Source organism: Nonomuraea sp. NPDC049486 (assembly GCF_040676925.1).
GTDB classification, from domain to species: Bacteria; Actinomycetota; Actinomycetes; order Streptosporangiales; family Streptosporangiaceae; genus Nonomuraea; species Nonomuraea ferruginea.
In genome coordinates this window covers 33,291-57,822 of record NZ_JBFAPV010000003.1, presented here as the reverse complement: position 1 = coordinate 57,822, position 24,532 = coordinate 33,291, and the positions used below count along the sequence as shown (strand labels likewise).

Annotated in this window: 24 protein-coding genes; 11 read left to right on the top strand and 13 right to left on the bottom strand. The window is 73.0% G+C overall.

Annotated elements, in window-relative coordinates:
* Nucleotides 1–5: 5 nt before the first annotated feature.
* The 3 genes from AB0K05_RS09120 to AB0K05_RS09110 are packed head-to-tail and all read right to left on the bottom strand — an operon-like array spanning nucleotide 6 to nucleotide 3,268.
* On the bottom strand, nucleotides 6–1,250 hold the full coding sequence (locus AB0K05_RS09120) for a cytochrome P450 (protein ID WP_271276022.1): 1,245 nt from the start codon (nucleotides 1,248–1,250) through the stop codon (nucleotides 6–8).
* Nucleotides 1,251–1,253: 3 nt separating this feature from the next.
* Entirely contained in the window at nucleotides 1,254–2,333 is a 1,080-nt protein-coding gene (locus AB0K05_RS09115; protein WP_148033678.1) for an FAD-dependent oxidoreductase, read from the bottom strand.
* Nucleotides 2,330–3,268 (bottom strand): hypothetical protein, encoded by a 939-nt coding sequence (locus AB0K05_RS09110; RefSeq protein ID WP_261808774.1) that lies wholly within the window; start codon nucleotides 3,266–3,268, stop codon nucleotides 2,330–2,332. The genes AB0K05_RS09115 and AB0K05_RS09110 overlap by 4 nt, the downstream gene beginning before the upstream one ends.
* 128 nt (nucleotides 3,269–3,396) lie before the next feature.
* On the opposite strand from AB0K05_RS09110, the gene AB0K05_RS09105 reads away from it, so the two are divergent.
* Nucleotides 3,397–5,085 (top strand): protein kinase, encoded by a 1,689-nt coding sequence (locus tag AB0K05_RS09105; protein ID WP_271276023.1) that lies wholly within the window; start codon nucleotides 3,397–3,399, stop codon nucleotides 5,083–5,085.
* Here the strand turns inward: AB0K05_RS09105 and AB0K05_RS09100 are convergent.
* Nucleotides 5,054–5,653: a PaaI family thioesterase gene (locus AB0K05_RS09100; RefSeq protein ID WP_219550213.1), complete on the bottom strand. Its 600-nt coding sequence runs from the start codon at nucleotides 5,651–5,653 to the stop codon at nucleotides 5,054–5,056. The genes AB0K05_RS09105 and AB0K05_RS09100 overlap by 32 nt on opposite strands.
* 380 nt (nucleotides 5,654–6,033) lie before the next feature.
* Between AB0K05_RS09100 and AB0K05_RS09095 the strand changes: the two genes are divergently transcribed.
* The 4 genes from AB0K05_RS09095 to AB0K05_RS09080 all read left to right on the top strand — a co-directional run bounded on the left by AB0K05_RS09095 (nucleotide 6,034) and on the right by AB0K05_RS09080 (nucleotide 9,659).
* Nucleotides 6,034–7,872 carry a CHAP domain-containing protein gene (locus tag AB0K05_RS09095; RefSeq protein ID WP_364228105.1) on the top strand — a complete coding sequence of 613 codons (1,839 nt, stop codon included), beginning with the start codon at nucleotides 6,034–6,036 and terminating at the stop codon, nucleotides 7,870–7,872.
* Nucleotides 7,873–8,001: 129 nt separating this feature from the next.
* Complete coding sequence (locus tag AB0K05_RS09090) at nucleotides 8,002–8,499, top strand: cupin domain-containing protein (protein WP_364228103.1); 498 nt, start codon at nucleotides 8,002–8,004, stop codon at nucleotides 8,497–8,499.
* On the top strand, nucleotides 8,499–9,143 hold the full coding sequence (locus AB0K05_RS09085) for a metalloregulator ArsR/SmtB family transcription factor (RefSeq protein WP_219550209.1): 645 nt from the start codon (nucleotides 8,499–8,501) through the stop codon (nucleotides 9,141–9,143). The genes AB0K05_RS09090 and AB0K05_RS09085 overlap by 1 nt, the downstream gene beginning before the upstream one ends.
* Before the next feature lie 78 nt (nucleotides 9,144–9,221).
* Complete coding sequence (locus AB0K05_RS09080) at nucleotides 9,222–9,659, top strand: DUF4149 domain-containing protein (protein ID WP_219550207.1); 438 nt, start codon at nucleotides 9,222–9,224, stop codon at nucleotides 9,657–9,659.
* A gap of 4 nt (nucleotides 9,660–9,663) precedes the next feature.
* Here the strand turns inward: AB0K05_RS09080 and gdhA are convergent, their stop codons facing one another.
* Both gdhA and AB0K05_RS09070 read right to left on the bottom strand, forming a co-directional pair.
* Entirely contained in the window at nucleotides 9,664–11,007 is a 1,344-nt protein-coding gene (gene gdhA, locus AB0K05_RS09075; RefSeq protein WP_148033685.1) for an NADP-specific glutamate dehydrogenase, read from the bottom strand.
* 117 nt (nucleotides 11,008–11,124) lie between these two features.
* The gene (locus AB0K05_RS09070) at nucleotides 11,125–13,332 is read right to left on the bottom strand and encodes an MMPL family transporter (protein WP_271276026.1); all 2,208 of its coding nucleotides are present in this window, start codon (nucleotides 13,330–13,332) and stop codon (nucleotides 11,125–11,127) included.
* 96 nt (nucleotides 13,333–13,428) lie between these two features.
* On the opposite strand from AB0K05_RS09070, the gene AB0K05_RS09065 reads away from it, so the two are divergent.
* Nucleotides 13,429–13,965: a TetR family transcriptional regulator gene (locus AB0K05_RS09065; RefSeq protein ID WP_364228099.1), complete on the top strand. Its 537-nt coding sequence runs from the start codon at nucleotides 13,429–13,431 to the stop codon at nucleotides 13,963–13,965.
* Here AB0K05_RS09065 and AB0K05_RS09060 read toward each other — a convergent pair whose 3' ends face one another.
* Both AB0K05_RS09060 and AB0K05_RS09055 read right to left on the bottom strand, forming a co-directional pair.
* Complete coding sequence (locus AB0K05_RS09060) at nucleotides 13,966–14,829, bottom strand: hypothetical protein (RefSeq protein WP_364228097.1); 864 nt, start codon at nucleotides 14,827–14,829, stop codon at nucleotides 13,966–13,968.
* Between the two features lie 71 nt (nucleotides 14,830–14,900).
* Complete coding sequence (locus AB0K05_RS09055) at nucleotides 14,901–15,494, bottom strand: helix-turn-helix domain-containing protein (RefSeq protein ID WP_271276029.1); 594 nt, start codon at nucleotides 15,492–15,494, stop codon at nucleotides 14,901–14,903.
* A 75-nt stretch (nucleotides 15,495–15,569) separates the two neighbouring features.
* Here AB0K05_RS09055 and AB0K05_RS09050 point away from each other — a divergent pair, with 75 nt between their 5' ends.
* A complete protein-coding gene (locus AB0K05_RS09050; protein WP_271276030.1) occupies nucleotides 15,570–16,565 on the top strand; it encodes an SDR family NAD(P)-dependent oxidoreductase in 996 nt (331 codons plus the stop codon).
* Between the two features lie 26 nt (nucleotides 16,566–16,591).
* On the opposite strand, the gene AB0K05_RS09045 is transcribed toward AB0K05_RS09050, so the two are convergent.
* The 3 genes from AB0K05_RS09045 to AB0K05_RS09035 all read right to left on the bottom strand — a co-directional run bounded on the left by AB0K05_RS09045 (nucleotide 16,592) and on the right by AB0K05_RS09035 (nucleotide 21,042).
* Nucleotides 16,592–18,928, bottom strand: a complete 2,337-nt coding sequence (locus AB0K05_RS09045) for a PASTA domain-containing protein (RefSeq protein ID WP_364228094.1) — start codon at nucleotides 18,926–18,928, stop codon at nucleotides 16,592–16,594.
* A gap of 108 nt (nucleotides 18,929–19,036) precedes the next feature.
* Nucleotides 19,037–20,458, bottom strand: a complete 1,422-nt coding sequence (locus tag AB0K05_RS09040; protein ID WP_271276032.1) for a serine/threonine-protein kinase — start codon at nucleotides 20,456–20,458, stop codon at nucleotides 19,037–19,039.
* Nucleotides 20,459–20,478: 20 nt separating this feature from the next.
* The gene (locus AB0K05_RS09035; protein ID WP_271276033.1) at nucleotides 20,479–21,042 is read right to left on the bottom strand and encodes a TetR/AcrR family transcriptional regulator; all 564 of its coding nucleotides are present in this window, start codon (nucleotides 21,040–21,042) and stop codon (nucleotides 20,479–20,481) included.
* Nucleotides 21,043–21,080: 38 nt separating this feature from the next.
* On the opposite strand from AB0K05_RS09035, the gene AB0K05_RS09030 reads away from it, so the two are divergent.
* Nucleotides 21,081–21,638, top strand: coding sequence for a hypothetical protein (locus AB0K05_RS09030; protein WP_271276034.1), 558 nt, complete (start codon nucleotides 21,081–21,083; stop codon nucleotides 21,636–21,638).
* On the opposite strand, the gene AB0K05_RS09025 is transcribed toward AB0K05_RS09030, so the two are convergent.
* A complete protein-coding gene (locus AB0K05_RS09025; RefSeq protein ID WP_271276035.1) occupies nucleotides 21,598–22,062 on the bottom strand; it encodes a MarR family transcriptional regulator in 465 nt (154 codons plus the stop codon). The genes AB0K05_RS09030 and AB0K05_RS09025 overlap by 41 nt on opposite strands.
* Before the next feature lie 79 nt (nucleotides 22,063–22,141).
* Here AB0K05_RS09025 and AB0K05_RS09020 point away from each other — a divergent pair, with 79 nt between their 5' ends.
* From AB0K05_RS09020 to AB0K05_RS09010, 3 genes are read left to right on the top strand one after another with little or no spacing between them, the layout of a single operon-like run.
* The gene (locus AB0K05_RS09020; protein ID WP_364228091.1) at nucleotides 22,142–22,960 is read left to right on the top strand and encodes a HipA family kinase; all 819 of its coding nucleotides are present in this window, start codon (nucleotides 22,142–22,144) and stop codon (nucleotides 22,958–22,960) included.
* Entirely contained in the window at nucleotides 22,957–23,334 is a 378-nt protein-coding gene (locus AB0K05_RS09015; protein ID WP_271276037.1) for a DUF3037 domain-containing protein, read from the top strand. Before AB0K05_RS09020 ends, AB0K05_RS09015 begins: the two co-directional genes overlap by 4 nt.
* Nucleotides 23,335–23,392: 58 nt before the next feature.
* Nucleotides 23,393–23,695 (top strand): hypothetical protein, encoded by a 303-nt coding sequence (locus tag AB0K05_RS09010; protein ID WP_271276038.1) that lies wholly within the window; start codon nucleotides 23,393–23,395, stop codon nucleotides 23,693–23,695.
* Here the strand turns inward: AB0K05_RS09010 and AB0K05_RS09005 are convergent.
* Nucleotides 23,676–24,518, bottom strand: a complete 843-nt coding sequence (locus AB0K05_RS09005) for a GNAT family N-acetyltransferase (protein ID WP_271276060.1) — start codon at nucleotides 24,516–24,518, stop codon at nucleotides 23,676–23,678. The genes AB0K05_RS09010 and AB0K05_RS09005 overlap by 20 nt on opposite strands.
* Between the last annotated feature and the right edge of the window lie 14 nt (nucleotides 24,519–24,532).

Here is a 24,532-nt window from a genome sequence, read left to right as displayed (position 1 = left end):
CCTTCTCAGTTGTGGCGCTCGCCGAGCAGGACCGGCAGGCTGCGCGTGCTGTTGCCGAGCACGGATCCGAGCGGGCGGGTGCCCGCGTCGGGCCCGGCGAGCCGCATGTCCGGGAAGGCCTCGAACAGCGCGGCCAGCGCCACCTCGCCCTCCAGCCTGGCCAGCGGCGCCCCCAGGCAGAAGTGCCGGCCGTGCCCGAACGACAGGTGACCGGGCTGCTCCGCCACCGCGTCGAACCGGCAGGCCCGCGCCCCGTACCGCTCCGGGTCGCGGCCGGCCGAGGCGAAGCAGGCGACCACCGCCTCCCCCTTGCGCACCCGTACCCCCTCGATCTCCAGGTCGCGGACCGCGTACCGCATCGGGAAGTGCGCGATCGGCGAGTCCCACCGCATGGTCTCCTCCACCACGGCGCTCCACGCCAGCTCGCCCCCGAGCGCGAGGGCGAGCTGGGCGGGCTCGCGCAGCAGGGCGCGGGCGCCGTTGGTGAGCAGGTTGACGGTCGTCACGTGCCCGGCGATGAACACCAGCTCGACCGTGTCCAGCAGCTCCTTCCCGGTCAGCTCGCCCTCCTGGACGAGCGCGCTGATCAGGCCGGGCCCCGGCGTGCGGCGCAGGCCCTCGATGATCTCGGCGACCATCCCGTACAGGACCTTCCTCGCCTCGGTGACGTCCACCGGCGTGTCGCCGACGCCGGCGGCCACGTCGGTCAGCTCGTGCACCCGGGCCCGCATGGCCGGCGGGATGCCCATCAGCTCGGTGATGACGTCCCTGGGTATCGGGTAGGCGAACTGCTCGCGCAGGTCCACCGGCCCCGGCGGCAGCGTGGCCAGGTGGTCCACCCTCTCCGCGGCCAGCCTGGCCACCCACGGCCGCAGCTCCTCGACCCGGCGGGCGTTGAAGACGCGGGCCATCGGGCCGCGCAGCCGCCGGTGCTCCTCCCCCTCGGCGTTCAGCATGGACGTGTCGAAGGTGATCCGGCGCACCGCGGTGCCGTCGCGGACGGCGGCCCGGCCTTCCGGATCCCAGTAGGCGATGTCCCTGGACAGGTCCGGGTGGGCGAGGACCGCGGCCAGGGTCGCGTGCCGGGTGGCGGCCCAGGCGCGCACGCCCTCCATCTCCACCCGGACCAGCGGCCCCAGCTCCCGCAGCCGCTCGCAGTCCGCGTGCACGTCGAGGGTGGCCGGGTCGAGCACGAACTCGACCCCGGCGCCCGTATCGGCGCCCGTATCGGCGTCCGTCGTGGCGTCCACGGCTCAGCCCACCCCTTCCCGCGTGACGGCGAGCGTGGCCGTGTCGAGCCACGGCTCGCGCCCCAGGTAGAGGTCGCGGACCAGCTCGCCGGCGGCGGGCGCGTTGCACAGCCCGTGCCCGGAGAACCCGGCCGCGTACAGGAACGCGGGCGGCCCCGGCCGGTGGCCGATGAACGCGGTCCTGTCCGGGCTGGCGTCGCGCGCGCCGGTGACCGCCGTGTGCAGCCGGACCCCGCTCAGGCTCGGGTACGTGACCGCGAGCTGGGCGGCGACCCCGGCGCGCCAGGCGGCCCTGTCGTTGTCCGGGTAGCCCATGCCGATCAGCAGCCGGTCGCCGCGCAGCCGCACCAGCAGCCGGCTGGCGGCGTCCAGGGTGATCGGGAGCTCGGGCAGCGCTTCCAGCGGGTCGGTGACCAGCAGCTCCTGGGTGACCGGCTCGGGCAGCGGCAGATCGACCCCGGCCGACCTGGCCAGCGGCGCCGACCAGGCGCCGGCGGCGCACACCACGGCGTCGGCCGTGATCGTGCCGCCGGGCGTCTCGACCCGGCCGTCGTGGACCGCGAGCGCCGGGCAGCCGGTGCGGATGCGCACCCCGGCCATCCTGGCGCCCTGCGCGTAGCCGTCGACGATGGCCGCGGTGTCGGACACGTACGCCTGCGGCGACCAGGCGGCGGCCAGCAGCGGCAGGTCACCGCCGATCAGCGGGTTGAGCCGCCTGGCCCGGCGGGCGTCGATCAGCTCGACGTCCACCCCAACGGCCCGCTGCGCGGGCAGGTCGGCCTCGAACGCCGCCACCTGGTCCGCGTCGGTGAACAGCACGAGGTAGCCGACCTGGCGCATCGGCAGCCGGGCGCCGGGCCGCGTGGCGAAGTCGCGGTAGGCGTCCAGGCTCCGCACGGCCAGCGCGGAGCTGACCGGGTCGCCGGCGAAGTAGGCCCGCAGCACGTCGGCCGTGGCGCGTGACGCGCCGGAGCCGAGCGTGCCGCGCTCCAGCAGCACGGTGCCGACGCCGGCCTCGGCCAGGTGGTAGGCGACGGACAGGCCGATCACGCCGCCGCCGACGACCACGACCCGGCCGCTCATTCGAGCGACCCCTTGCGGCGCAGGTGGTCGCCGAGCTGCCACGGGAACAGCTGCAGGTTCCAGCTGCCCAGGCAGTTGACGTACAGGGCCAGGTGCGCCATGAGCGCGGCGAAGTCGTCGCGGTTGTCGATCCGGTCCAGCCCGGCGAGCGCCCTCGTGGTGAAGTCGTGGAGCTTGCCGAGCCCGCAGTAGCCGAGGAACTCGGCGGGGGTGGCGGCCAGCAGCTGCGCCATGTGGCGCAGCGACTCCAGAGGCATCTCCTCGTACGCGGCCCGGACCAGCCCGGTGAAGCAGGAGTAGCCGAGCGGCCGGGTCTCGCCGTTGACGAACACCAGCGTGGTGAGCACCGTCTCGAAGCTGCCCGCGCAGGACGGGATGCGGCCCTCGTGCATGTCGGCCAGGTCGTCGGGCGGGCTCAGCCAGATGCGCTCGGTCTCGGCGTGCACGTCGCCGATGAGGGCGTCGATCTGCGGGTCGGTGACGCTCAGCCGGGTCAGGCGGTGGCCGCCCGGCTCGCCGGCCCGCCGGACCTCGGCGATGACGACCTTCTTGGTCCGGTAGACCGACTCCCAGATCTCGTGCCCCGACTCGACCAGCGTGTCGAGGTGCTCCGGGAGCACCTGGCCGATGGGTACGGCGGGCATCGGCTCGGTCAGCTCGCCGTACTTGATGCCGAGGTGCTGCAGCCGGGAGGCGAACAGCGTGCCGTCGGGCGCCTCGCGACGGTCCACCTTGTGCGTGCCCTGCACGTGCAGCAGGCCGTGGACCGGGGCGACGTGGTAGAGGTGATGGCCTGCCACCAGGGCATGCCCCTGCAGGCTCCGGTACGGCAACGCGTCCCACACGCTCTGGGCCAGGACGGCGTTCCGTTCGTCCAGTTCGGCGATCACGGCGGTGCCCAGCGTGGGCCAGCCGATTTCTACTCGTCTAGTCACAATCTGTGACTCTATCAGCACATATTGTGATATTGAGGGATGGCCCCCACCCGTCCACGCACGTGACAATCGCGACCTCCGGTGAGACGGTCGGAAACAGATCGGCTGCCGTTTCGGAGGGGTTGGACGTGGTCCCTGGTTACCGCGATGTACGCCAGCTTGACAGCGGGCGCACCGGCCGGGTCTTCCTGGCCACGTACCAGGAGACCGGCGCGTACGTCGCGATCAAGTACCTCAACGCGACCCTGCGCAGGGACGACGACTTCATGACCCGCTACCGGCAGGACGCGGCCGAGCTGGTGGAGATCGACCACCCGCACGTGGTCAGGGTGTACGAGTACGTCGAGACGCCCAGGCGGGCCGCGGTCGTGATGGAGCTCGTCGACGGGGTGTCGCTGCGGGAGATCCTCAGGGAGAACGTCCGGGTCAGCCCGGAGGCGGCGCTCGTCGTGGTCAAGAGCACGCTGGAGGCGCTGGCGGCCGCGCACGGGCGCGGCGTGGCCCACCGCGACGTGCGGCCGGAGAACCTGCTCGTGCAGGCCGACGGGACGGCGAAGCTCTCCGGCTTCGGCATCGTGACGCACGCCGAGGAGCCCGGCGTGCCCGCCGGCAGCCCGCCGTACATGGCTCCCGAGCTGTGGACACGGGGCGAGGCGGGCCCGCTCGCCGACCTGTACGCGGCGGCGTGCGTGCTGTTCGAGGCCGTCAGAGGGCGCGCGCCGTACCGCGGCGAGGACCTGGCGGCCCTGCGCGACAAGCACCTGGTGGAGCCGCCGCCGCTGGAGGTGGTGCCGGACGCGCTGCGCGGGCTGCTGCGGCACGGGCTGGCCAAGGCCCCCGCTCTCCGGTACGCGTCCGCCGTGGAGTTCCTGGCCGAGCTGGAGCGCGACGCGGTCGCCGGCTACGGGACGGAGTGGGAGCAGCGGGGCCGCCGCCATCTGGCCGAGCCGGCGACCGCGCTCGCGCTGCGCTTCCCGCTGGCCAGGACCGAGCGCGAGCCCGCCCCCAGGGCCGCCGTCCCGCGTCCGCTGCCCGCGCTGCCGCCCTATCTGTGGCTGGCGGTGGCGACCGTGGTGGCGGTGGCGATCTCGCTGCTGGCGTCCGGCGGGACGTTACCCCCGGGGCCGGCCACGGCGCTGATGCCCCCGGAGACCACCGCGGACGTCCCCCCGCCCGCCACGGAACCGCCGCCGGACCCCTCCGGCACGACGTCCCCCGGCCCGCCGTCGGCGGACCCCTCCGGCACGGCGTCCCCCGGCCCGTCCGCCTCCGGCCCGGATCGGAGTGCCTCCGACCAGCGCCCCACCGGCCCTCCTCCCTCGGACAGCCCGGGCCGGCCGCGCCCCGATCCGACCACGCGGCCCAGCGTCGCCCCCACGACGTCCAGAGCCCCCGCCTCCCCGCCGCCCCGCGGGAGCACCGCCGTGACGGGGATCGGCATCCTGTCCTGGGACGGTTCCACGGGCTCGGTCCGGGTCACCGCCGACGGTCCGGGCAGCGTCCGGCTGCGGCTGTCGTACCTGCGGCGCGACGACGGCGGCGTGTCGCGCGAGGTCGCCGGCGAGAGCCGCACCCTGTCCGGCGGCACCGACTACACCAGCCGGGCCCGCCGCGACCTCGGCCAGGTGGCGTGCGGCCACCGCGCCCACCTGACCCTGGTGGCGATGACGGAACCCGCGGCGGCGAACGGGCCGCAGATCAGCGAGGTGGCCGTGGACGGCCCCGCCTGCGCCTCGCCCTCCCAGCCCACCCCCACACCGGACGGCCAGGCGGCCCTGCGCCCCGTCAGGCCTCCTGCGGGAGCCAGCCCGGGGTGATGAAGAGACCGGTGGCCTCCACCAGGACGGTTCCGTCGGGGAGGGCGATGCGGCCCTCCGCCCAGGACTTGCGGCCCTCCGACCGGGTGTACTCCGCCGTCGCCACGACGAGGACCCCCAGCGGGACGGGAGCGCGGTAGCTCATGGTGAGCGAGGCGGTCAGTCCGACGCGTCCGGCCACGCCGACCGCCGTGCCCAGCAGGTGGTCGAGGACCATCGCGCTGACCCCGCCGTGCACCAGCCCCGGCGGGCCCTCGTGCAGCGGCCGGAAGACCTGCTCGGCGCGGACCCCGCCGCCGGGCGGGTACTCGACCTCGACCGGGGGCGCGAACGGGTTGGCGGCTCCGACGGCGGCGTTGCCCAGGAGCCACCGGGGCTCGCCGAACTCCACCGGGGGCCGCCGGGCGGCGTCGAGGCGGGCGGTGAGGGCGCGCAGTTCCTCGGTGACAGCGGCCAGTTCGTCGTCGTCGGCACCGGTCGCGAGCACGGCGTCCATCAACTCACGGGTCTGTGCGGCCAGGGCGAGGAGCGCCGCGTGGGTGGCTTCGGACGTCACGTCGATCGACATGGGACATCATCTTAGAACGAATTCTACCGAATTTCATTCTAGAGCCGGGGAACGGTCCATGAGATCCGTCACGCTCCGCACGATCACGACGGCGTAACGAAGTAGTCACGCCGGAGTCAGTAGATCTTTTGGGATTAAATCCTCTTTGGGGCGTTCCATCCGGAAGACTGCTGACCTGCCGGTTGAAGCAGAGGATCTCGTGACGATTTCTTGACGCAGGCTTGACCTGGCCATCCGTGACGGTAGCCTCCTTCATCACGGATGACTACTGGTATCCGGTTTCGACACAAGTGTCCCGGGGTTCCCCGCTGTACCCCTGGTCGCTCGGACGTAACCGGTCTCCTGGAAGGATTGGCCCCCGCACTTCCATGACCCCAGAGATGCGGAAGTTCATCGAGCTTCTCGAGAGCCAGCTCGGCTACTCGGAGAAGTCCGGTGCGTACACCAAGTTCGGCAACTGGTACGGCGAGAACATCGAGTTCGACGCCGACTACAGCTCCGCCCCGTGGTGCGACATGTTCCTGGGCTGGGCTGCGACCAAGCTCGGGTACGAGGAGTGGATGGGCCAGTTCGCCTGGACCGTGGCGCACGCCAAGTGGTTCAGGAAGCAGGACGCCTGGGGCACCAAGCCGGAGCCGGGCGCGTTCGTCTTCTTCGACTGGGGCGGCTCCGACAGCATCGCCCGGATCGACCACGTCGGCGTGGTGACCAAGGTCGCGGGCGGCCGCATCCACACCATCGAGGGCAACATCGACGGCGGGGTGGCCAAGCGCAAGGTGCGTGACACCGGCAAGGTCGTCGGCTACGGGTACCCGTGGAAAATCAAGGAGCGGCTGGACGCCGAGGCGGCCCAGAAGGCGGCGGACGAGGCCGCGGCCATGGAGGCCAAGGCCGGGGTCGGCACACAGGACGGCAGCGGGCTCGCCATCGTGGTCCCGCACGTCGAGCTGGACGGACAGCAGAAGGTCCCGTCGGCCACCCGCCCCGAGAAGGAACAGAAGAAGAAGGACGCGACCCCGCCGAAGGCCGGGAAGTCCGACACCGGGAAGGCCGAGCCCGCCCCCGAGGCCGTCCCCGGCGCCGCCGACTCTCCCGCGCCGAAGTCCGGCAAGCACGCCAAGCCCACCACGGCCGACACCAGCGCCGTCACCACCGGCCCGCTGCCCGTCATCACGGACGCCTCCGCCACCTCCCCGTCCGTCACGGTCGACTCCCCCGCGCTGCTCACCTCCGCGCTGGTGGCCGCCCTCGCCGTGCTGGCGGTGGCCAAGGCCAAGACGTTGCGGCTGCGGCCCGCCCCGGCCGGAGCGGCGGTCGCGCAGGACTCCGCGTCCCGCTCCCACCGCCGCCGCAAGTCACGCAAGCAGGCCCGTACCGCGTCCTCTCGCCCGCTGCAGGAGCCGATGGAGCTGGAGGCGCCACGGCCGCTGGTCGACGTCGCGGAGCCGGTCACCGCGCTCAGGTCCCTGCGGGCGCTGTTCCCCCACGAACCGATCGTCATCCCGGAGGCGACCAGCGAGTTCGACGCCTTCTCCCGCCCGCGCCGGCCCGCCCCCGCGCCCGAGCGGCCGATCACGCTCGTCTGGGAGGACGACGGCTCGACCCGCCGGCTCATCACCGACACGGGGCCGATCGAGATCCCGCGCGAGCCGGGGCTGTACGAGCTGCCCGACCCCTACAGCGCCTTCCACCTCCTGGGCGGCGCGTCCGGACCGTTCCCGATCCGCGAGGAGCCGGTCCTCCCGCTCGCCTCCGCCAACCGCGGGGAGCCGGTCCTCCCCCTCGCTGCCCCCGACCGCGGGGAGCCAGTACTCCCGCTCGCCTCCGCCGACGCCCACCCCGGCCGCCGCCGCCGCGACCACCCGGCCGCACCGTCCCGCGTCCGCCCGGAGGAGCGTCCCACGGCGGACACACCCCTGCGCGGCCGCCGCCACCGGCAGTCCGTCGACATCCAGCGCCTGGAGCCGTTCGTCCCGGACGCCCCGCTCCGCGGCCGCCGCCACCGCCCGCACGACCCGGCTCACGGCACCCAGCACGCCCGCACCCACGCAGCGTCCCAGAATGCCCCGTACGAGCCCGCAGGCCCGATCTCCACACGGACGTACGAGCCCGCCCTGACCGGCACCCCACGCTCAGCCGACCGCGCGCCCGCCGCCCGGGACATCCGCGGCACCGCCGAGGGTCGCAGAGGCCCCCGCCGAGGCCGCCACCGCGCCTGACCCCCGGCGCCCTCGTCCGGACGCGCCTTCCGCGGGCCACGGCCGCCCGGCCGTCGATCATTTTCCCCCTTCCGCACCGACCCGTCAGCCGTTAATCTAAAGAACGTTAGAAAACGAGAGGAGCCCCTCATGTCCTACCCAGACGCGCGCTACCTCGACGAGAACGGCGAGGCCAGCGGACGGCTGCGACGCACCACCCAGGGCCCGGACCTGGTGATCGGCAAGGACCCCGGAACGCAGGTGCACTACCTGGGCACCGGCGAGTCCACCAACGGCGCGTTCGGCCTGTACCGGTGGGAGATGGGCCCGCGCCCCGGCGGCGCGCAGCCGCACTTCCACCGCAGCATCACCGAGTCGTTCTACGTCCTGTCCGGATCGGTGCGGCTCTACAACGGCAAGGAATGGGTCGACGGAAACACCGGCGACTTCCTGTTCGTCCCCGAGGGCGGCATCCACGGCTTCAGGAACGAGTCGGGCGAGCCCGCGTCGATGCTGATCCTCTTCACCCCCGGCGCCCCGCGCGAGGCGTACTTCGAGGCACTGGCCGCCATCGCCGCCGAGGAGCGGCAGCTCAGCCCCGAGGAGTGGACCGAGCTGTACCGCCGCCACGACCAGTACATGGTCTGATGTTCCCCGAGGAGCCCGTCTACCAGCAGCTCGCCCGCATCGGCAAGGCGCTGGCGAGCCCGGTGCGGCTGCGCCTGCTCGACGTGCTGGACCAGCAGGAGCGCACCGTCGAGGAGCTGGCGCGGGAGGCGGGCGTCCCGCTGAAGAACACCTCCGCCCAGCTCCAGCAGTTGCGCGCCGCCCAGCTGGTGACCGCCAGGAAGGAGGGCACCCGGGTCTACTACCGGCTGGCCGACGAGCGGGTGTCGCGGTTCCTGGGCGCGTTCCAGGGGTTCGCCCAGGACCGGCTGGCCGACCTGCGGGACGCGGTGGCCGACCTGCTGGGCTCGTACGAGACGGTGACGGCGGACGAGCTGGCCGCCAGGCTGGCGGACCCGGCGACTCTCGTGCTCGACGTGCGCTCGCCCGGCGCCTTCGCCGCCGGTCACGTGCCGGGCGCGGTGTCGGTGCCGCTGCGCGAGCTGGAGGAGCGCCTGGGCGAGCTGCCCGGCGGCAAGGAGATCATCGCCTACTGCGGCGGCCCCTACTGCGTGGTGTCGCCGCGCGCGGTCGAGCTGCTGCGCGGGCACGGCTTCCGGGCCCGGCCGCTGGAGGGCGGGCTCACCGCGTGGCGGCGGTCGGGACGGGCCGTGCGGGGACTTTAGTCCTGCCCGCCACGGCCTTTGGGCCCGTCCCTTTCCCGCCGGGGGACAGTACCGTGAGGCGGCGGAGGTGGTGGCGGAGTGACCTGGTGGGCGGTGGTGCGCTTCCTGCACGTGCTCTCGGCCGCGCTGTGGGTCGGCGGGCAGCTCACGGTCTCGCTGGTGGTGCTGCCGCTGGCCCGCCGCATCCTGGACGAGGAGCGGCGCGGCCAGGTGATGAACGCGGTCGGGCGGCGGTTCGGCATGTTCACCGGCGCGGTGTTCCTGCCCCTGCAGATCGGCACCGGCGTGGCCATCGCCTGGCACAAGGGCGTCACCTGGGAGTCGCTCGCCGAGCCCGGCTACGGCCGGATCCTGGCCGCCAAGCTGGCGTTGTTCGCCGCGGTCATGGCGGCGGCGGCCCTGCACGGCTGGGCCACCGGCGCCGGACGGCGCGGTTTCGCCCGCGCCATGGCGGTGACGTCGCTGGTCGGGTCCGTCGGCGTGATCCTGCTGGCCACCGCCCTGCCCGCGACCTAGACCCTCAGATCAGCCCCAGCGCGAGCATCGCGTCCGCCACCCGGCGGAACCCGTCGATGTTGGCGCCGGCCACGTAGTTGCCGGGCATCCCGTACTCGTCGGCGGTCTCGAGGCAGCGGTCGTGGATGTCGCTCATGATCTCCTGCAGCCGGTGCTCGGTGGACTCGAAGCTCCACGAGTCGCGGCTGGCGTTCTGCTGCATCTCCAGGGCGCTGGTGGCGACGCCGCCGGCGTTGGCGGCCTTGCCCGGCCCGAAGGCGACGCCCGCCTCCAGGAACACCTTGATGCCCTCGGGCGTCGTCGGCATGTTGGCGCCCTCGCCCACCGCGACGCAGCCGTTCTCGACCATGACGGCGGCATCGCGGCCGGTGATCTCGTTCTGCGTGGCGGACGGCATCGCCACCTCGCACGGCACGTCCCACACGCTGCCGCCCGGCACGAACGTCACGTGGTCGCCGCGGCGCGCCGCGTACGCCTCCAGCCGGCCGCGCTCCACCTGCTTGACCTGCTTGAGCAGGTCGAGGTCGATGCCCTTCTCGTCCACGACGTAACCGGAGGAGTCGGAGCAGGCCACCACCACGCCGCCGAGCTGCTCGACCTTCTCGATCGTGTAGACGGCGACGTTGCCGGCGCCGGACACCACGACCCGCTTGCCGTCGAAGGACGTGCCGCGCGACTTGAGCATCTCCTCCACGAAGAACGCGCACCCGTAGCCGGTGGCCTCGGTGCGTACCTGCGCTCCCCCGTACACCAGGCCCTTGCCCGTGATCACGCCGGACTCGTAGCGGTTGGTGATGCGCTTGTACTGGCCGAACAGGAAGCCGATCTCGCGTCCGCCGACGCCGATGTCGCCCGCGGGCACGTCGGTGTACTCGCCGATGTGCCGGTAGAGCTCGGTCATGAAGCTCTGGCAGAACCGCATTACCTCACGGTCCGAGCGCCCCTTCGGGTCGAAGTCGGAGCCGCCCTTGCCGCCGCCGATGGGCAGGCCGGTGAGGCTGTTCTTGAAGATCTGCTCGAACCCGAGGAACTTCACGATGCCGAGGTAGACCGACGGGTGGAAACGCAGACCACCCTTGTACGGGCCCAGCGCGCTGTTGAACTCGACCCGGAAGCCGCGGTTGATGTGGACCTCGCCGCGGTCGTCCTCCCACGGCACGCGGAAGATGATCTGCCGCTCGGGCTCGCAGATGCGCTCGATGATCTTCGACTCGGCGTACTCGGGGTGCTTGCCGAGAACCGGGCCGACGCTCTCCAGCACCTCCCGCACCGCCTGGTGGAACTCGATCTCCCCCGGGTTACGGCGCAGGACGTTGTCATAGATCGACGACAGTTTCTCGTGCAACACGGACTCTCCCAGCTTATGTGCGATACGCGTCCTCACCTTACGAGGAAGCCTCCTGTGAGTCGTACGCGCCCCCCGCAGTGACCTGCGACTACCCGGCACGACCGGTAAGAATCCAGGTCAGGCCCCCGCGCCTACCCTGGGCCGGTCGGCCCGCACCGGCGGCGCGGGCTCCTCCTCGTGCCCCTCCACCGAAAGGTTGGGCAGCAGCCGGTCCAGCCAGCGCGGGCACCACCAGTTGGCCCGCCCCAGCAGCACCATGGTCGCCGGCACCAGGAATCCTCTGATCAGCGTGGCGTCCACGGCGATCGCCACCGCCAGGCCGACGCCGAACGTCTTCACCATCGAGTCGGGGTACGCGATGAACGCGGTGAACACCGCCACCATGATCAGCGCCGCCGACGTGATGACCCGCCCGGTCGACCCCAGCCCCTCGGCCACCGCCCTGGCGTTGTCGCCGTGCTTCAGGTACGCCTGCCGGACCGCCGTCAGCAGGAAGACCTCGTAGTCCATCGACAGCCCGAACAGCACCGCGAACAGCATCAGCGGCACGTAACTCTCGATCGGCACCGAGAAGAACAGCGCCTGCACGTACGACGCGTTCACGGGCGGGTCCATGCCCACCAGCCCGCTGCCCACGCCGAAGGAGAACACCGCAGCCAGCGCGCCGAAGGCGGCCCCGAGCGAGATGAGGTTCATCAGCGCCGCCTTGATCGCCACCACCGGCGCCCGGAACGCCAGCAGCAACAGCAGGGCGCTGAGCAGCACGACGACGCCGATGACGAGCGGGGTGCGCTCGGTCAGCCGGTCGGCGGCGTCGGTGAGCGCGGCGACCTCACCTCCCACGTGCACCTCCAGCCCGTCGCCGTCGAACGTCCTGATCTCGCGTACGAGGTCGGCGGCGCGCGGGTCGCTGGGCGGGTAGTCGGGGATGACCTGGATCATGGCCGCCCGCCCGGCGTCGTTCAGCTTGGGCTCGGCCACGTGGGCGACGCCGCCGAGGTCCCCGATCCGGTCGGCGAGCCGCTCGGCGGCGGCCTCCGTGACCTCGCCCCGCCCGCTCGCCACCACGGTCAACGGCCCGGTGCTGCCGGGCCCGAACCCGACCGACATCAGCTCGTACGCCCGCCGCGGCTCCGACCCGTGCGCGCCGTACCCGTCGTCGAGCGTCCCGAGCTTGAGCGAGAGTGCGGGCGCGGCGAGCGCGGCCAGCACGAGCACGCTGCCGACGAGCACCCGCCACGGCCGCCGCGCCACCCACATGCCGAGCGCAGTCCACCCCGACGACTCCGGCCGGCGGCCGAGGAACGGCACCTTCAGCGCGTTCACCCCGTGGCCCAGCAGGCCGAGCTGGGCCGGCACGAGCGTGATCGCGGTGAGCACGGCCATCACGACGGAGATGCCGGTGATCCAGCCGAGCGTGGCCAGCAGCGGGAACCCGGCGAACATGAGCGCGGTGAGCGCGATGACGACCGTGCCGCCCGCGAACACCACCGCCCCGCCCGAACTGGACACCGCCCCGCGCACCGCCTGCTGGACGGGCAGTCCGGAGGCGAGCAGCCGGCGGTAGCGCGACAGCAGGAACAGCGCGTAGTCGATGCCCACGCCGAGGCCGATCATCGTGGCCATGATCCCGGCCTGCTTCGGCACGTCCATGACATGCCCGAGCAGCCCGATCACGCCCAGTCCCGTGGCCACGCTGACCAGCGCGGTGAAGATCGGCACGAGCGCGGCCGTGAGCGTGCCGAACGCGAAGATCAGCACCAGCAGGGCGCAGATCACGCCGATGATCTCACTCGGCCCAGTCTTGATCTCCTTGTCGGCGGGCGTCGAACTGTCGTTCGCGACGACCTCCAGCCCCGCGTCGCGGGCCGGCTCGGCGGCCGCGGAGATCCGCTGCGTGTTCTCGGCCACCTTGCTGCTGTCGTGGCCCTCCAGCCGCACGGTGATGACGCCGATCTGCAGGTTCGAGGCGATGCCGCCCTGCCGGAACGGCGAGTCGGCCTCCTTGACGTGCTCCTGCTCGCGGATGTTCGCGACCGCGTCCTCGACGGCCCCCTTGCGCGGCTCCTCGATGAGCGGCCCGTCCGGGGAGTAGACGATGAGCTGTACGGTGCCGCCGGGCTGGAACCCCGGCCCGAAACCGTCACGCATCAGGTCATGAGCGCGCTGGGCGTCCGTGCCGGGGATGCTCACCTCGGTGCTGACGGGACTGCCCAGCACCAGGCTGCCGCCCATCGCGGCCACGGCCAGCGTCACCCATAAGGCCAGAACGGCCCTCCCGTGCCGGGCGCACCAGCCACCGAGCCAGCCCAGAAAGCGCGCCATCGCGACCCCCAGCCTCGAACGCCCGTCCTGTACGGTCGTACAGCACTACGATAAAGGGCGATAAAAGGGGGAAGGTTGCGCGAACCCGGAAATGAGATGATGACCACAGCCGACGACACCCGCAGCCGCATCCTGGCCGCCGCCCGCGAGCTCTTCGCCGAGCGCGGCTACGCCAACACTTCCCTCGCCGACATCGCCGCCGCCGTGGGCCTGACCAAGACCGCGATCGCGTACCACTTCCACCCCAAGGACAGGCTCGCCGCCGAGCTCATCGCCCCGGCGGCGGAGGACATGATCGCCCTGCTGGGCGCCGACTTCGCGGGCGACCGCCGGGCTTTCGTGACGGCGCTGGCCGGCTTCATGGTGCGGCACCGGGCGGTGATGCGGCTCTTCATGGAGGACCTCGGCACCGCCGACGCCGCCCCTCCCGGCTCGACGGGCGAGGCGGTCAGGACCTTCCGCGACGAGATCTACCTCAAGCTCGTCGGCCCCCGCCCGGACGAGGCCGCGACGGTGCGCGGCTGGGCCGTGCTCGGCGCCCTGCAGTCGGCCGTCGTGCACACCATGGACCTCCCCCAGGACCAGGTCCACGCCACCCTCCTGCGGGCCGCCCTCGCCATCGAAGACCTCTAGTCAGTCGAAGAGCTCGTCGACGGTGGCGACGCTCATCGCGCGGACGAGCCACGTGTCGAGCCGCGCCACCTCGGCGCACCCCTCGATCCGCGCCCGCGCCGCCTCGTTCACGGCCACCCCCCTGCGCTCCAGCAACAGCAGAATCGACCTCGTCTCCCCCCGGACCTGCCCTTCCTCCCGCAACTGCTGGGCGAACTCGGACTGGTAACGGTACGTCCCGGTGGACATCATCTTCCTCCAGAGCTGCCGGGCTGTGGTGTCGCCGAGGCCGACTTCGATGAACTCGGCGAGGAAACCCGCATCATCGACGTCGAGGGTGTCCAGCGCTGGTGCCAGCGCCTCCAGTATGGCATTCACGCTACGTGAGAGGGCGTGCGCGAGCGCGGAGAACACGGCGAGGACCACGTCCTCCGCCGCCACGGCGGGATCGACGACGGCGGGGACGTTGTCGGGGCCCAGGGCGATCGGCCACATGGTCATGGTCGGCATGCCGGGAAGGCCGATCGACTTCGGGCCCCGGGCCCATCGCGCGGTGGACGCGTGCTGACAGATGACGATCAGCACGACCTCGCGCCGGAACTTCGCATGCAGGTAGCTGATGTAGTAGGCCCAGGCGGGAGGCTTCTCGGGGTCCCGCTTCCCCTGTGACTCGATGATGACCAGGTGTTCGCCGAGCTCGGACTTCACCTGGAGCAACGTGTCGACGCGTCGCTCGATCGGCAGGATCTCCGTGAGGTCGGTGTTGACCACCGACAACGAGCTGACTTCGGGGAACGGGATGTCCAGCGCCTTGAGGGTGCGGGAGAAGAGCGAGGGTTCCTCCTGGAAGATGCGGTGGAGGGCCTCGTGCGGCGCCGATGGCATGCGCTCTACGTTACCAGTCGATTACTGTGGGTTGAACGAGGCGGCACCCCCGGGAGTCACGCGAGCCGACGTCACTTCGGCAGGTGGGTGGCGGCGGTGGCCGGGGCTTTCAGCATGGCCTCGCGGACCTGCGCCGGGGGGAGGCCGTGGCGTAGGGCGACGACCGCGGCGGCGCTGACCGCGCCGATCGCCGCGCCGGCGACGGCCGCCGCCGCCACGGGGTCCAGCTCGTCCGGGTACGCGTGGTGGAGCGCGTCGGCCAGGGCGGTCTGGGCGGTGGCCATGCGCTGCAGCAGCCGCGCCTGGACCGCCGGCTCGGTGGCCACGAGCCGGGCGCGGGCGGCGGCCAGGCCGGTCGGGAGGTCCTTCGCGGAGGCGTCGGCGACCATCGCGCCGATCGCCCGGAGCAGCGCGTCACCCGGAGTCTCGCCGGGCCGCCGGTCGCCGAGCGCCGCGACGCCCAGATCCACCCTGGGGACGCTGTTGGCCAGCAGCACGTCCTCCTTGGCCGCGAAGTGCAGGAAGAACGTACGCGTCGAGAGCTGGGCCGCGGCGGCGATCTGCGCGACCGTCGTCCGCTCGTACCCCTTCTCCTCGAACAGCCGGACGGCGGCCTCGACCAGCGCCTCCCGGGTTCGTTCCTTCTTCGCCTCACGCAACCCCATGCCCGCGACTTTACTACATCGCATGTATTGCTACATTGAGTGTATTAATGCATGAGTGCAGCGAAAGGAGCTGTCATGGGCACCCTGGACGGACGGGTCGCGCTCATCACCGGCGCGGGACGCGGGATCGGCAGGCAGGAGGCGCTCTTCTTCGCCTCCGAGGGAGCGAAGGTCGTGGTCAACGACCCGGGCGTGACGCCGGAGGGCACCGGCGGCGACGCGGGCGTGGCCAGGGCTGTGGCCGCCGAGATCAGGGACGCCGGAGGCCAGGCCGTGGCCAGCACCGACGACGTCACCGACTGGGACGGGGCCAGGCGGATGGTCCAGACCGCGGTGGAGACGTTCGGCGATCTGGACGTGGTGGTCAACAACGCCGCCATCCACCGCAGGCGGGCGCTCGTGAACATGACGGAGGACGAGTTCGACGCCGTGCTGGCGGTGCACCTCAAGGGGACGTTCGCGGTCACCAGGTGGGCCGCCCGTCACTGGCGCGACCAGGGGGACACCCGCGACCGCGCGGTGGTCAACACCGTGTCCGCGTCGGGGCTGCTGCTGCCCGGGATCACGCAGGGCAACTACGCCGCGGCCAAGGCCGGCATCGCGGCCCTGACCACCGCCCACGCCGTGGAGCTCGCCCGGTACGGGGTGCGGGTCAACGCCGTGTCCCCGTCCATGGCCCGTACCCGGCTCACCGAGGGCGTCCCCGGGATGTCCGGCCCGCCGGACGTACCCGAAATGTCCGGCCCGCCGGACGGCGCGTTCGACCCGCTCGACCCCGCGCTGACGGCTCACGTCGCGGCCTACCTGGCCACGCCGGGGTGCCCGGTCAACGGGCAGGTGCTGGCGGTACGGGGGACGTCGGTGACAGTCCTGAACGGGTGGAGCGCCGGCGAGAGCGTGACCAAGGACGGCGCGCCCTGGACGGTCGCCGAACTCGGCGAGGCCATGGCGGCGCTTCCCCGGCGGGACCCGCTGGCGGAGGCGGTGGCGATGGTGGGAGGCAGTCTCGGCGACGGCAACCGCGACAAACTGCTGGCCATGGTCGACGCCATGCTCGCCGACCCCCGCTGACCCGGCCCCGGCGAGGAGAGGCCCTGTCAGGGCTCGGTCGAAGGTTCCGGGGTGGGGGTGGGAGTGGGCTCGGTGGGGTCGGGGCCGTCGGGAGGCCGGGCGCCGACCATGATCGAGACGCGGGCGCCGGGTTCGGCGCAGGTGCCAGGGGCGGGGTCCTGGGCGATGGCGACGTTCCACTGGGACTCGTCCTCGACCACCTGCGTGCGTACCACCGGGACGAGGCCGGCGGCGCGGAGGGCCGCGAGCGCGCCGTCACGCGACTGACCGGCCACCGGGGGCACGGGGGCGCCGCGGCGGGCCACGACCAGCGCGACCGGGGTGCCGCCCGAGACCCTGGCGCCCGCCTCCGGGGCCGTGGACAGGACCTGACCGTCCGGTTTCGCGGCGCAGGAGGCGGAGACCTTGCCCACCTTCAGGCCCGCGCCGGTGAGCGCCGCCTCGGCCGCCTCGCGCCGCTCGCCGGTGACCGCGGGCACCTTCACCCCCGCCGACACCTCCAGCGCGACGGCCGAGCCCTTGGAGACGTAAGTGCCGACGGCCGGTCGGGAGGCGAGCACCTGGCCGATCTTCCGCGGTGAGTCGGCCTTGGTGATGTCGCCGGCGGCGAGCCCGGCGCGTTCGAGCGCCCTGACGGCGGCGGCCCGGGAGAGCCCGGCCAGGGCGGGCACGGCGATCTCCACCGGTTTCCGGACGGGCGGCTCCTTCGACGCCGGGGTCCGGTCGTCCTGCGGGCGTTCCTCCGTCGGCGGCCGCTCCTTGGCGGGCTGGTCGTCGGCCGCCTGTCCGGACGGCTCGGCGGTGGGTCCGGAAGTCGGCGTACCGGCCCGTACCCGCATGCCGTCCTCCCTGAACAGCGGCACGAACAGGCTCACCAGCACAGCGGCGGTCACCAGCAGCGCCCCGACCACCGCCAGCCCCGCCTTCCCCAGCGCCCACCGCGGCGACCCGGGCCCGCCCGTCCCCACCCGCGAACCACCCTCACGCCCCGGCGGCCCGGCCGTGTACGGCCCGCCCGTCCCCACGCGCGGCGCAGCCTCGCGCCCCGACGACTCGTTCGAATACGGCCCGGGCGGAGCCGTCCCCGCCCGCAGACCACCCTCGCGCCCCGACGGCCCGCCCGTCCCCACCCGCGGACCAGCCTCGCGCCCCGACGAGTCGGCCGAGTACGGGAGGCCAGGCGGAGCCGTTCCCACCCGCTCGGGCGGGGCGGGCTCGCGTGGCACTCGTTCGACGGGATACCCGGCGGGTGACCCGCGATAGGCGGCCCCGCCCAGCCTCGGCCTCGCCTCCCGCCCAGAACCACCTGCCCCGGCGCCGTCCGCAGCCGGAGGCGATGCGTCGTCTCGGCTCCCTCCTGCCGAAGCCGGGGCACCCGACCCGCCGTCACCTGGTCGGCTGGACGAGGGAGCGGGTGGTTCCGGCAGGTGGTAGTCGTCCGGGGTGCCCGTGGTCTCCGGTTCCGCGAGAGGGACCGGGCGGGAGTCGGCGACCGGCGGGCGGGGCGGGGGGACGGCACGGAGGATGTGCGGCGGAGGCGAGCGCAGCACCTCCGCCGGCACGCCTTCCGACGTACCCAGCAGTTCCAGCAACAAGTCCCGGCTGGTCGGCCGGTTCCTGGCGTCCTTGTCGAGGCACGCCTCCACCAGCGCTCTGAGCGGCCCTTCCAGGCTCCCCAGGTCGGGCGGCGCGGTGAGGATGCGGTGCAGCACCGGCGCCACCGAGTCCTGCCCGAACGGCGCCGTCCCGTTGGCGGCGAAGCAGATGGTGGCGCCCCACGAGAACACGTCCACCGCCCCGGTGACCGCGCTCGCGGTGATCTGCTCGGGAGCCATGTACGCGGGAGTGCCGACGCTCCTGTTGGACAGCGTGGCGGCCGCGTCGAGCGCCCTGGCCAGGCCGAAGTCGATGACCCGCGGCCCGTCGGGCCCGAGGAGCACGTTCTGCGGCTTGAAGTCGCGGTGCACGATGCCCGCGCGGTGGATCGCCGCGATGGCCGTGACGGTGCCGACGGCGAGCCGCTCCAGCCCGCCGCCGCGCCGCGGCCCGGTGAGCATGACCTCGCGGGCCAGCGAGGGCCCGTCGACGTACTCGCTGACGATGTACGGCCTGCCCTCGTCGAACCCGGCGTCCACCACCTGCGCGGTGCAGAACCTGGCCACGTGCTTGGCCAGCTCCACCTCCCGCAGGAACGCCCCGCGCCCGTCGCCCACCGGCCCGTGGAGCAGCTTGACCGCGTAGCTCTCTCCGGCGAGGGTCCCGAGGAACACCACACCCTGGCCGCCCTCGCCCAGACGCCCGGACAGCTCGTAGGGCCCGAGTGTCCGTGGATCCCCCGTCCTGAGCGGCTGCGCCGTTGGCACGGGGCGCCTCCCCTCGCCGCCACCCCACCTACCCTTCCCACTGAAGCAGCCGGTGGCGGAGAGTCAACGGCGGCCGGGCCATCGCCACCTGACCGTGACCGTTCGAGGTCAGGACGACCGGGCGACCTTGCCCGAATACGTCACTTCTTCCTCACCCTGGCGGGTGACCGTGATGACCATCTGGCCACTGTCGCCGATCGGCCGCATCCGGAGCGTTCCCGGATGGCACGCGGTGCCGGCGACGTGCAGCAGCTCGTACACGAGGTCGCCGACGGGCCGCAGGATGCCGGAGCAGTGCAGATCGGCGCCCCACCGCATGCTGGACTCCCCGCCGTCATCGAGCCGGATGTCGACGGGGAACACCCGCCCGGCGCTGGGATGCGTCGCCGAACCGGTCCAGCGCCCCGCCCGGCCCTCACCCTGCGGCCAGAGCACGAACGCGGCCACCGCGCACGCCGCCAGCAGGGCCGCGGCGACGACGGGCCACTTCGCTAATCGCCGCTTGACCGGCCGAGCCTGCCGAACGGGCGCGGCGGTGTCGACGAGCCGCGCGAGCGCCCGGCTCCCGGTGAGCTCGTGCCGGCCGGTCAGAGGCACCCGCCACGCCACGGTGGCCGGCCCGTCGGTGCCCGCGTCATCTGATGGAACGGGCCGCGTGCCACCGGGCGGCACGGGACCGGACGCGGCCCCGAGCGCGGCCATGGCGCCCGAGGTCAGCACGTCGCCGGTGGCGTCCTGGCCGAGCAGGCGCCGCAGCACCTCCTCCGCGTCCGGCCGGTCGCCCGGCTCGGGCGCCAGGCAGGCGTCGACGATCGCCCTGAGCGGCCCGGACAGCGTGCCCAGGGCCGGCTTCCCGTACAGGATGCGCGCCATGACCTCCTGGACCGTCGCCGCCGTGAACGCGTGGCGGCCCGTGGCGGTGAAGGCGACGGTCAGCGCCCACGCGTAGAGGTCGGCGGGCGGCCCCGCGGGCTCGCCCTTGATGCGCTCGGGGGCGAGGTACGAGGGCGTGCCGACGGGGATCTTGCCGGTGGTCGCGGTGCCGTCCATCAGCCGGGAGACGCCGAAGTCGATCACCCGCGGCCCGTCGAGGCTGAGCAGCACGTTCCCGGGCTTGAAGTCGCGGTGCACGACCCCGGCCCGGTGGATGGCGCCCAGGGCGGTGGCGGTGCCGATGGCCAGCCGGTGGAGCGAGCCGCCGGTGCGCGGCCCCTGCTCGGCGATGTGCTCGCGGAGCGAGACGCCGTCGACGTACTCGCTCACCAGGTAGGGCCGGTCGCCTTCGAGGTCGGCGTCGAGGAGCTGGGCGGTGCAGAAGGGCGCCACCCTGCGCACCGCCTCGACCTCGGCCAGGAACCGGCGCCGCACCGCCGGGTCGGCCGACAGGCTGGCGTGCAGCAGCTTGACCGCGACCTGCGCGCCCTGGCCGGTGTGGCCGAGGTAGACGACGCCCTGCCCGCCCTGACCGAGCCGCGCCGAGAGCCGGTACGCGCCCAGCAGGCGCGGGTCATCGGCTCGGAGCTCGGACATAAGGCGTCATTATTGCAGGATCATGGAGGCCCGGACGGGTCGTTCCCGGTCAGCCCGAGTTCCGCCATGGCGAGACCGGCCAGGTCGTCGGGCATCTCCCGGATCGTCCCGATGCGCACGAGGGCGGCGACGCCGAGGTAACCGCCGTAGGCGGCGAGCACCCGCCGGCGCGCCTCCTGCCGGGGCAGCCCGAGCTCGCGCAGCACGCCCTCCATGTAGGCGAGGCGCCGCTCGCTCACCTGGCGCGCCACCTCACCGACCAGCGGGTCGTCGGCCTCGCTGATCAGCCGGAACGCGATCGCGGCGTCCCGCCCCTCGCCGAACGCCCGCTCCAGCAGCACGCGCATGCGCTCCAGAGGGTCGGCGACGTCCTCCAGCCGGGCGATGACCCGCTCGGTCTGCGCCTCCCAGCGCCGCAGCGCGGCCTCCAGCAGCGCCCGCCGGTTGGCGAAGTGCCAGTAGAAGCTGCCCTTGGACACGCCCAGCCGGGCGGCCACCGGCTCCACGGCGACGGCGGCGACGCCGCCTTCCGCCAGCGCGGCCAGGGCCGCCTCCGCCCAGTCGTCCGCACTCAGTCGTCCCACCCGGCCAGCCTTCCATACGGTGGCGTATAGTCCGAACCATGCGCAACCGTACGGAGGCTCCAGTGGTCACCAGCGCCGCCCGGCTCATCCCCCGGCCCGACATGTCCGAACGGCACGCGATCCTGATCGACGCCTCCCGGGAGCGCGTGTGGGAGGCGCTCACCGGCATGAGCGCGGACGACGTCCCCCTGGCCAAGCCCCTCTTCGCCGCCAGGTCGCTGGTCTCCCGCCTGGTCCACGGCCGCACGCCGCAGCCCGGCCCCGGCTTCACCCCGCTGGTCGTGGACCCGGGCCGGGAGGTGGTGCTCGGCCTGATCGGCCAGTGGTGGCGGCTGGGCAGGTCGGAGGACGTGCCGGTCGGCTCGCTTGAGACATTCGAGGCGTTCGACCGGCCCGGGTTCGCCAAGGGCACGTTCGCCTTCTCTTTGGCGGAGGAAGGCGGCCGCGTCCGGCTGACGACGGAGACGCGGGTGGTCGCCACCAGCCCCGACGCGTTGCGCGCCTTCCGCCCGTACTGGATCGTCATCCGGCCGGGCAGCGGGCTCATCCGCCGCCTCATCCTCTCGGCGGTGCGCTCCCGGGCTCTGCGGTCTTGAGGTTGTCCAGCATCCGCCGGAGCAGGCCGGCCATCTGAGCCATCTCCTCCCCCGAGAACCCGGCGAACACCCGCCGGCTGATCGTGCCGAATATCGGCGTCAGCTCCGGCACCAGCGCCTGGCCCTCGGGGGTGAGCTCGATGACGACGGACCTGCGGTCGCCGGGATGCGGGACCCGCCGCACCAGCCCTTTGGCCTGCAGCCGGTCCAGCAGCCTGGTCATGCCCGCGGTGTCGGTGCCCAGGTGGTGCTTCAGCTCGCTGGGGGTGGCGTTGCCCGCGGCGGCGTTCCCCAGCAGGGCGGCCTGCTGCACGGTCAGGCCGTACGGCGCGAGCAGGCGTTCGGTCTCGGTGTTGAGCTCCCGCCCGACGAGGGCCAGCAGGGAGCCGCCACCCAGCACGAGAGCGATCGAGGCTTCGGTCATGCGCCGATGATAGCTGTTCGAACATTTACTGTCGCAACAGTTATTTTGCCCGCGCTGCTCGGCGCGATAGGTTTTGCGGGTGCTGGAACAGGTTGTGGCGACGCGTTACGTGACGCCGCTGCGCGAGGGCGGGTCGTTGCCCGGCGTGGTCGAGGGCGACGACCTCGGCACCTACGTGGTCAAGTTCCGGGAGGCCGGCCAGGGCCGCCGGGTGCTGGTCGCCGAGATCATCGCCGGCGAGCTGGCCCGCCGCCTCGGTTTCCACACCCCCGAGCTGAAGATCATCGACGTCGACCCGCAGCTCGGCGCCCGCGAGCCCGACGAGGAGGTGCAAGATCTGCTCAAGGCGAGCGCGGGCCGCAACCTCGCGGTCGACTTCCTGCCGGGCGCACTGGGCTTCGAGCCGCTCGCCTGGGCCCCCGACCCGGCCTTCGCGGCCCGGCTGGTCTGGTTCGACGGTCTGATCCACAACCTCGACCGCACCTGGCGCAACCCCAACCTGCTGCTCTGGCACGGCGACAGCTGGCTGATCGACCACGGCGCGGCGCTCTGGTTCCACCACAACTGGAAGACGGCCGACCCGCAGCGCCCGTTCGACGCCGGCGACCACGTGCTGGCCCCGTTCGTCGAGGGCGCCGAGAGCGTCGAGGAGGCGGCCGCCGCCCTGTCCGCGCCCATCACCCGTGAGCTGCTCCAGGAGGTGACGGCGCTGGTGCCCGACGAGTGGCTCGACGGCGAGCCGGGCTTCCCCTCACCAGGAGCCGTGCGCGAGGCGTACGTCGATCACCTGCTGCGGCGCGCGCACGGTCCCGGCGGGTGGCTGACCAGCGCGGCGCCGAAGGCGCAGCGGCCGGGCCCGGGGTCGGTCGGCGAGTTCTGGCGAGGTGGGCGCGGGTGAGCAGGGACGTCTACGAGTACGCCGCGATCAGAGTGGTGCCGCGGGTGGAGCGCGGCGAGCTGATCAACGCGGGCGTGCTGCTCTACTGCCAGCCGCGCGCCTACCTGTGCGCGCGGGTCGAGCTGGACGCGTCCCGCCTGCGCGCCCTCGACCCCGAGGCCGACGTGGCGCGGGTCGAGGAGGCGTTGAGCGCTTACGCGCTGGCCTGCGGCGACGAGGCGGGCCCGCTGTCGGCCGAGTCGCTGGGCGGCAGGTTCCGCTGGCTGACCGCGCCCCGCAGCACGATCGTGCAGACCGGCCCGGTCCACGCCGGGCTCACCGCCGACCCGGAAGCCGAGCTGACGCGCCTGTTCGACAAGCTCGTCCGGATCTGACCCCCGCCCGGCCCTTCCTGCAGGGGACGAACGTACGTAAATGACGTAAAATCCTGTCATGGCGGTGCGGCAACCCCGGCGGGTCGCCTGGGAGGCTGCCCGGATCTTCGTGCCCGCGGCCGCCACGGAAGTCTACTGGTGGCTCAGCGAGGCGGTCGGCCACTACCTCGGCGTCATGTACGAGCTCAAGCTGGCCGAGACCCGCCTGAGGCTGGCGGAGGAGCCGGGAGCGACGCCCCTGGAGATCATCACGTGGCGGATCAGCCTGGACGAGCTGCTCGACGAGCGGCCGGGCGAGCTGTCGATCCTCGCCCAGCTCGCCGAGGAGACCGCCGACCGGATCAGAAGAGCACGGACATGAACGTGTCGACCTCGTGGAAGCCCACCCGGCGATAGACCGCCCTGGCCGAGTGGTTGAAGTCGTTCACGTACAGCGTCACCACGGGCGCGAAGCAGTCGAGCGCGGCCTCCACGATCGCGGCCATGCCCGACACCGCGTAGCCCTGCCCGCGCAGGTCGGGATGGACCCACACGCCCTGGATCTGGCAGGCGTGCGGGGTCACCGCGCCGATCTCGGCCTTGAACACCACCCGGCCGCCCTCGATCCGCGCGTACGACCGGCCGATGCGGATCAGCTCGGACACCCGGGTGCGGTAGAGCGCGCCACCGTCGCCGAGGTTGGGCGAGACGCCCACCTCCTCGGTGAACATCGCCACGCAGGCCGGCAGCAGGATCTCGAACTCCTCCGGCCGCACCCGCCGCACCAGCGGGTCGGCGGGCACCGGCGGCCTGCGTGAGGTCGCCATGACCGGCTGCGCCCAGCGGATCGCGCGGGCCCGGCCCCAGTGCGGCTCCAGCCGCTCCCACAGCTGCCCCACCGCGTCGGCGGGACCCACGATCGAGGAGCAGCGGCGGCCCTGCTTGCGCGCGCGGTCGGCGAAGGCGTGCACCGCTTCGGGGCCCGCGTTGATCGGCACCAGGTTGGCGCCCGCGTAGCAGAGGGAGACGAGCGCGCCGCGCGGCCCGAAGCCCCACATCTGCCCGCCGAGCCGGGCCGGGTTGAGCCCCACGCTCCGCACCCGGGACGCGACGAAGACGTTCGCGACCGGGTCGGTGTCGAGCAGAGCGAGCACCTCGTCCCGGTCGCTGTCGTCGAGGACGCGCGACGCCGATGTACGCAGCATCACATGGTCAGACT

What these genes read in the sequence shown, in the direction of transcription:
- AB0K05_RS09115 (WP_148033678.1), bottom strand. Translation starts at nt 2,333, where the DNA reads ATGAGCGGCCGGGTCGTGGTCGTCGGCGGCGGCGTGATCGGCCTGTCC.
- AB0K05_RS09100 (WP_219550213.1), bottom strand. Translation starts at nt 5,653, where the DNA reads ATGTCGATCGACGTGACGTCCGAAGCCACCCACGCGGCGCTCCTCGCC.
- AB0K05_RS09095 (WP_364228105.1), top strand. Translation starts at nt 6,034, where the DNA reads ATGCGGAAGTTCATCGAGCTTCTCGAGAGCCAGCTCGGCTACTCGGAG.
- AB0K05_RS09090 (WP_364228103.1), top strand. Translation starts at nt 8,002, where the DNA reads ATGTCCTACCCAGACGCGCGCTACCTCGACGAGAACGGCGAGGCCAGC.
- AB0K05_RS09085 (WP_219550209.1), top strand. Translation starts at nt 8,499, where the DNA reads ATGTTCCCCGAGGAGCCCGTCTACCAGCAGCTCGCCCGCATCGGCAAG.
- AB0K05_RS09070 (WP_271276026.1), bottom strand. Translation starts at nt 13,332, where the DNA reads ATGGCGCGCTTTCTGGGCTGGCTCGGTGGCTGGTGCGCCCGGCACGGG.
- AB0K05_RS09065 (WP_364228099.1), top strand. Translation starts at nt 13,429, where the DNA reads ATGATGACCACAGCCGACGACACCCGCAGCCGCATCCTGGCCGCCGCC.
- AB0K05_RS09060 (WP_364228097.1), bottom strand. Translation starts at nt 14,829, where the DNA reads ATGCCATCGGCGCCGCACGAGGCCCTCCACCGCATCTTCCAGGAGGAA.
- AB0K05_RS09055 (WP_271276029.1), bottom strand. Translation starts at nt 15,494, where the DNA reads ATGGGGTTGCGTGAGGCGAAGAAGGAACGAACCCGGGAGGCGCTGGTC.
- AB0K05_RS09050 (WP_271276030.1), top strand. Translation starts at nt 15,570, where the DNA reads ATGGGCACCCTGGACGGACGGGTCGCGCTCATCACCGGCGCGGGACGC.
- AB0K05_RS09040 (WP_271276032.1), bottom strand. Translation starts at nt 20,458, where the DNA reads ATGTCCGAGCTCCGAGCCGATGACCCGCGCCTGCTGGGCGCGTACCGG.
- AB0K05_RS09030 (WP_271276034.1), top strand. Translation starts at nt 21,081, where the DNA reads ATGCGCAACCGTACGGAGGCTCCAGTGGTCACCAGCGCCGCCCGGCTC.
- AB0K05_RS09025 (WP_271276035.1), bottom strand. Translation starts at nt 22,062, where the DNA reads ATGACCGAAGCCTCGATCGCTCTCGTGCTGGGTGGCGGCTCCCTGCTG.
- AB0K05_RS09010 (WP_271276038.1), top strand. Translation starts at nt 23,393, where the DNA reads ATGGCGGTGCGGCAACCCCGGCGGGTCGCCTGGGAGGCTGCCCGGATC.
- AB0K05_RS09005 (WP_271276060.1), bottom strand. Translation starts at nt 24,518, where the DNA reads ATGCTGCGTACATCGGCGTCGCGCGTCCTCGACGACAGCGACCGGGAC.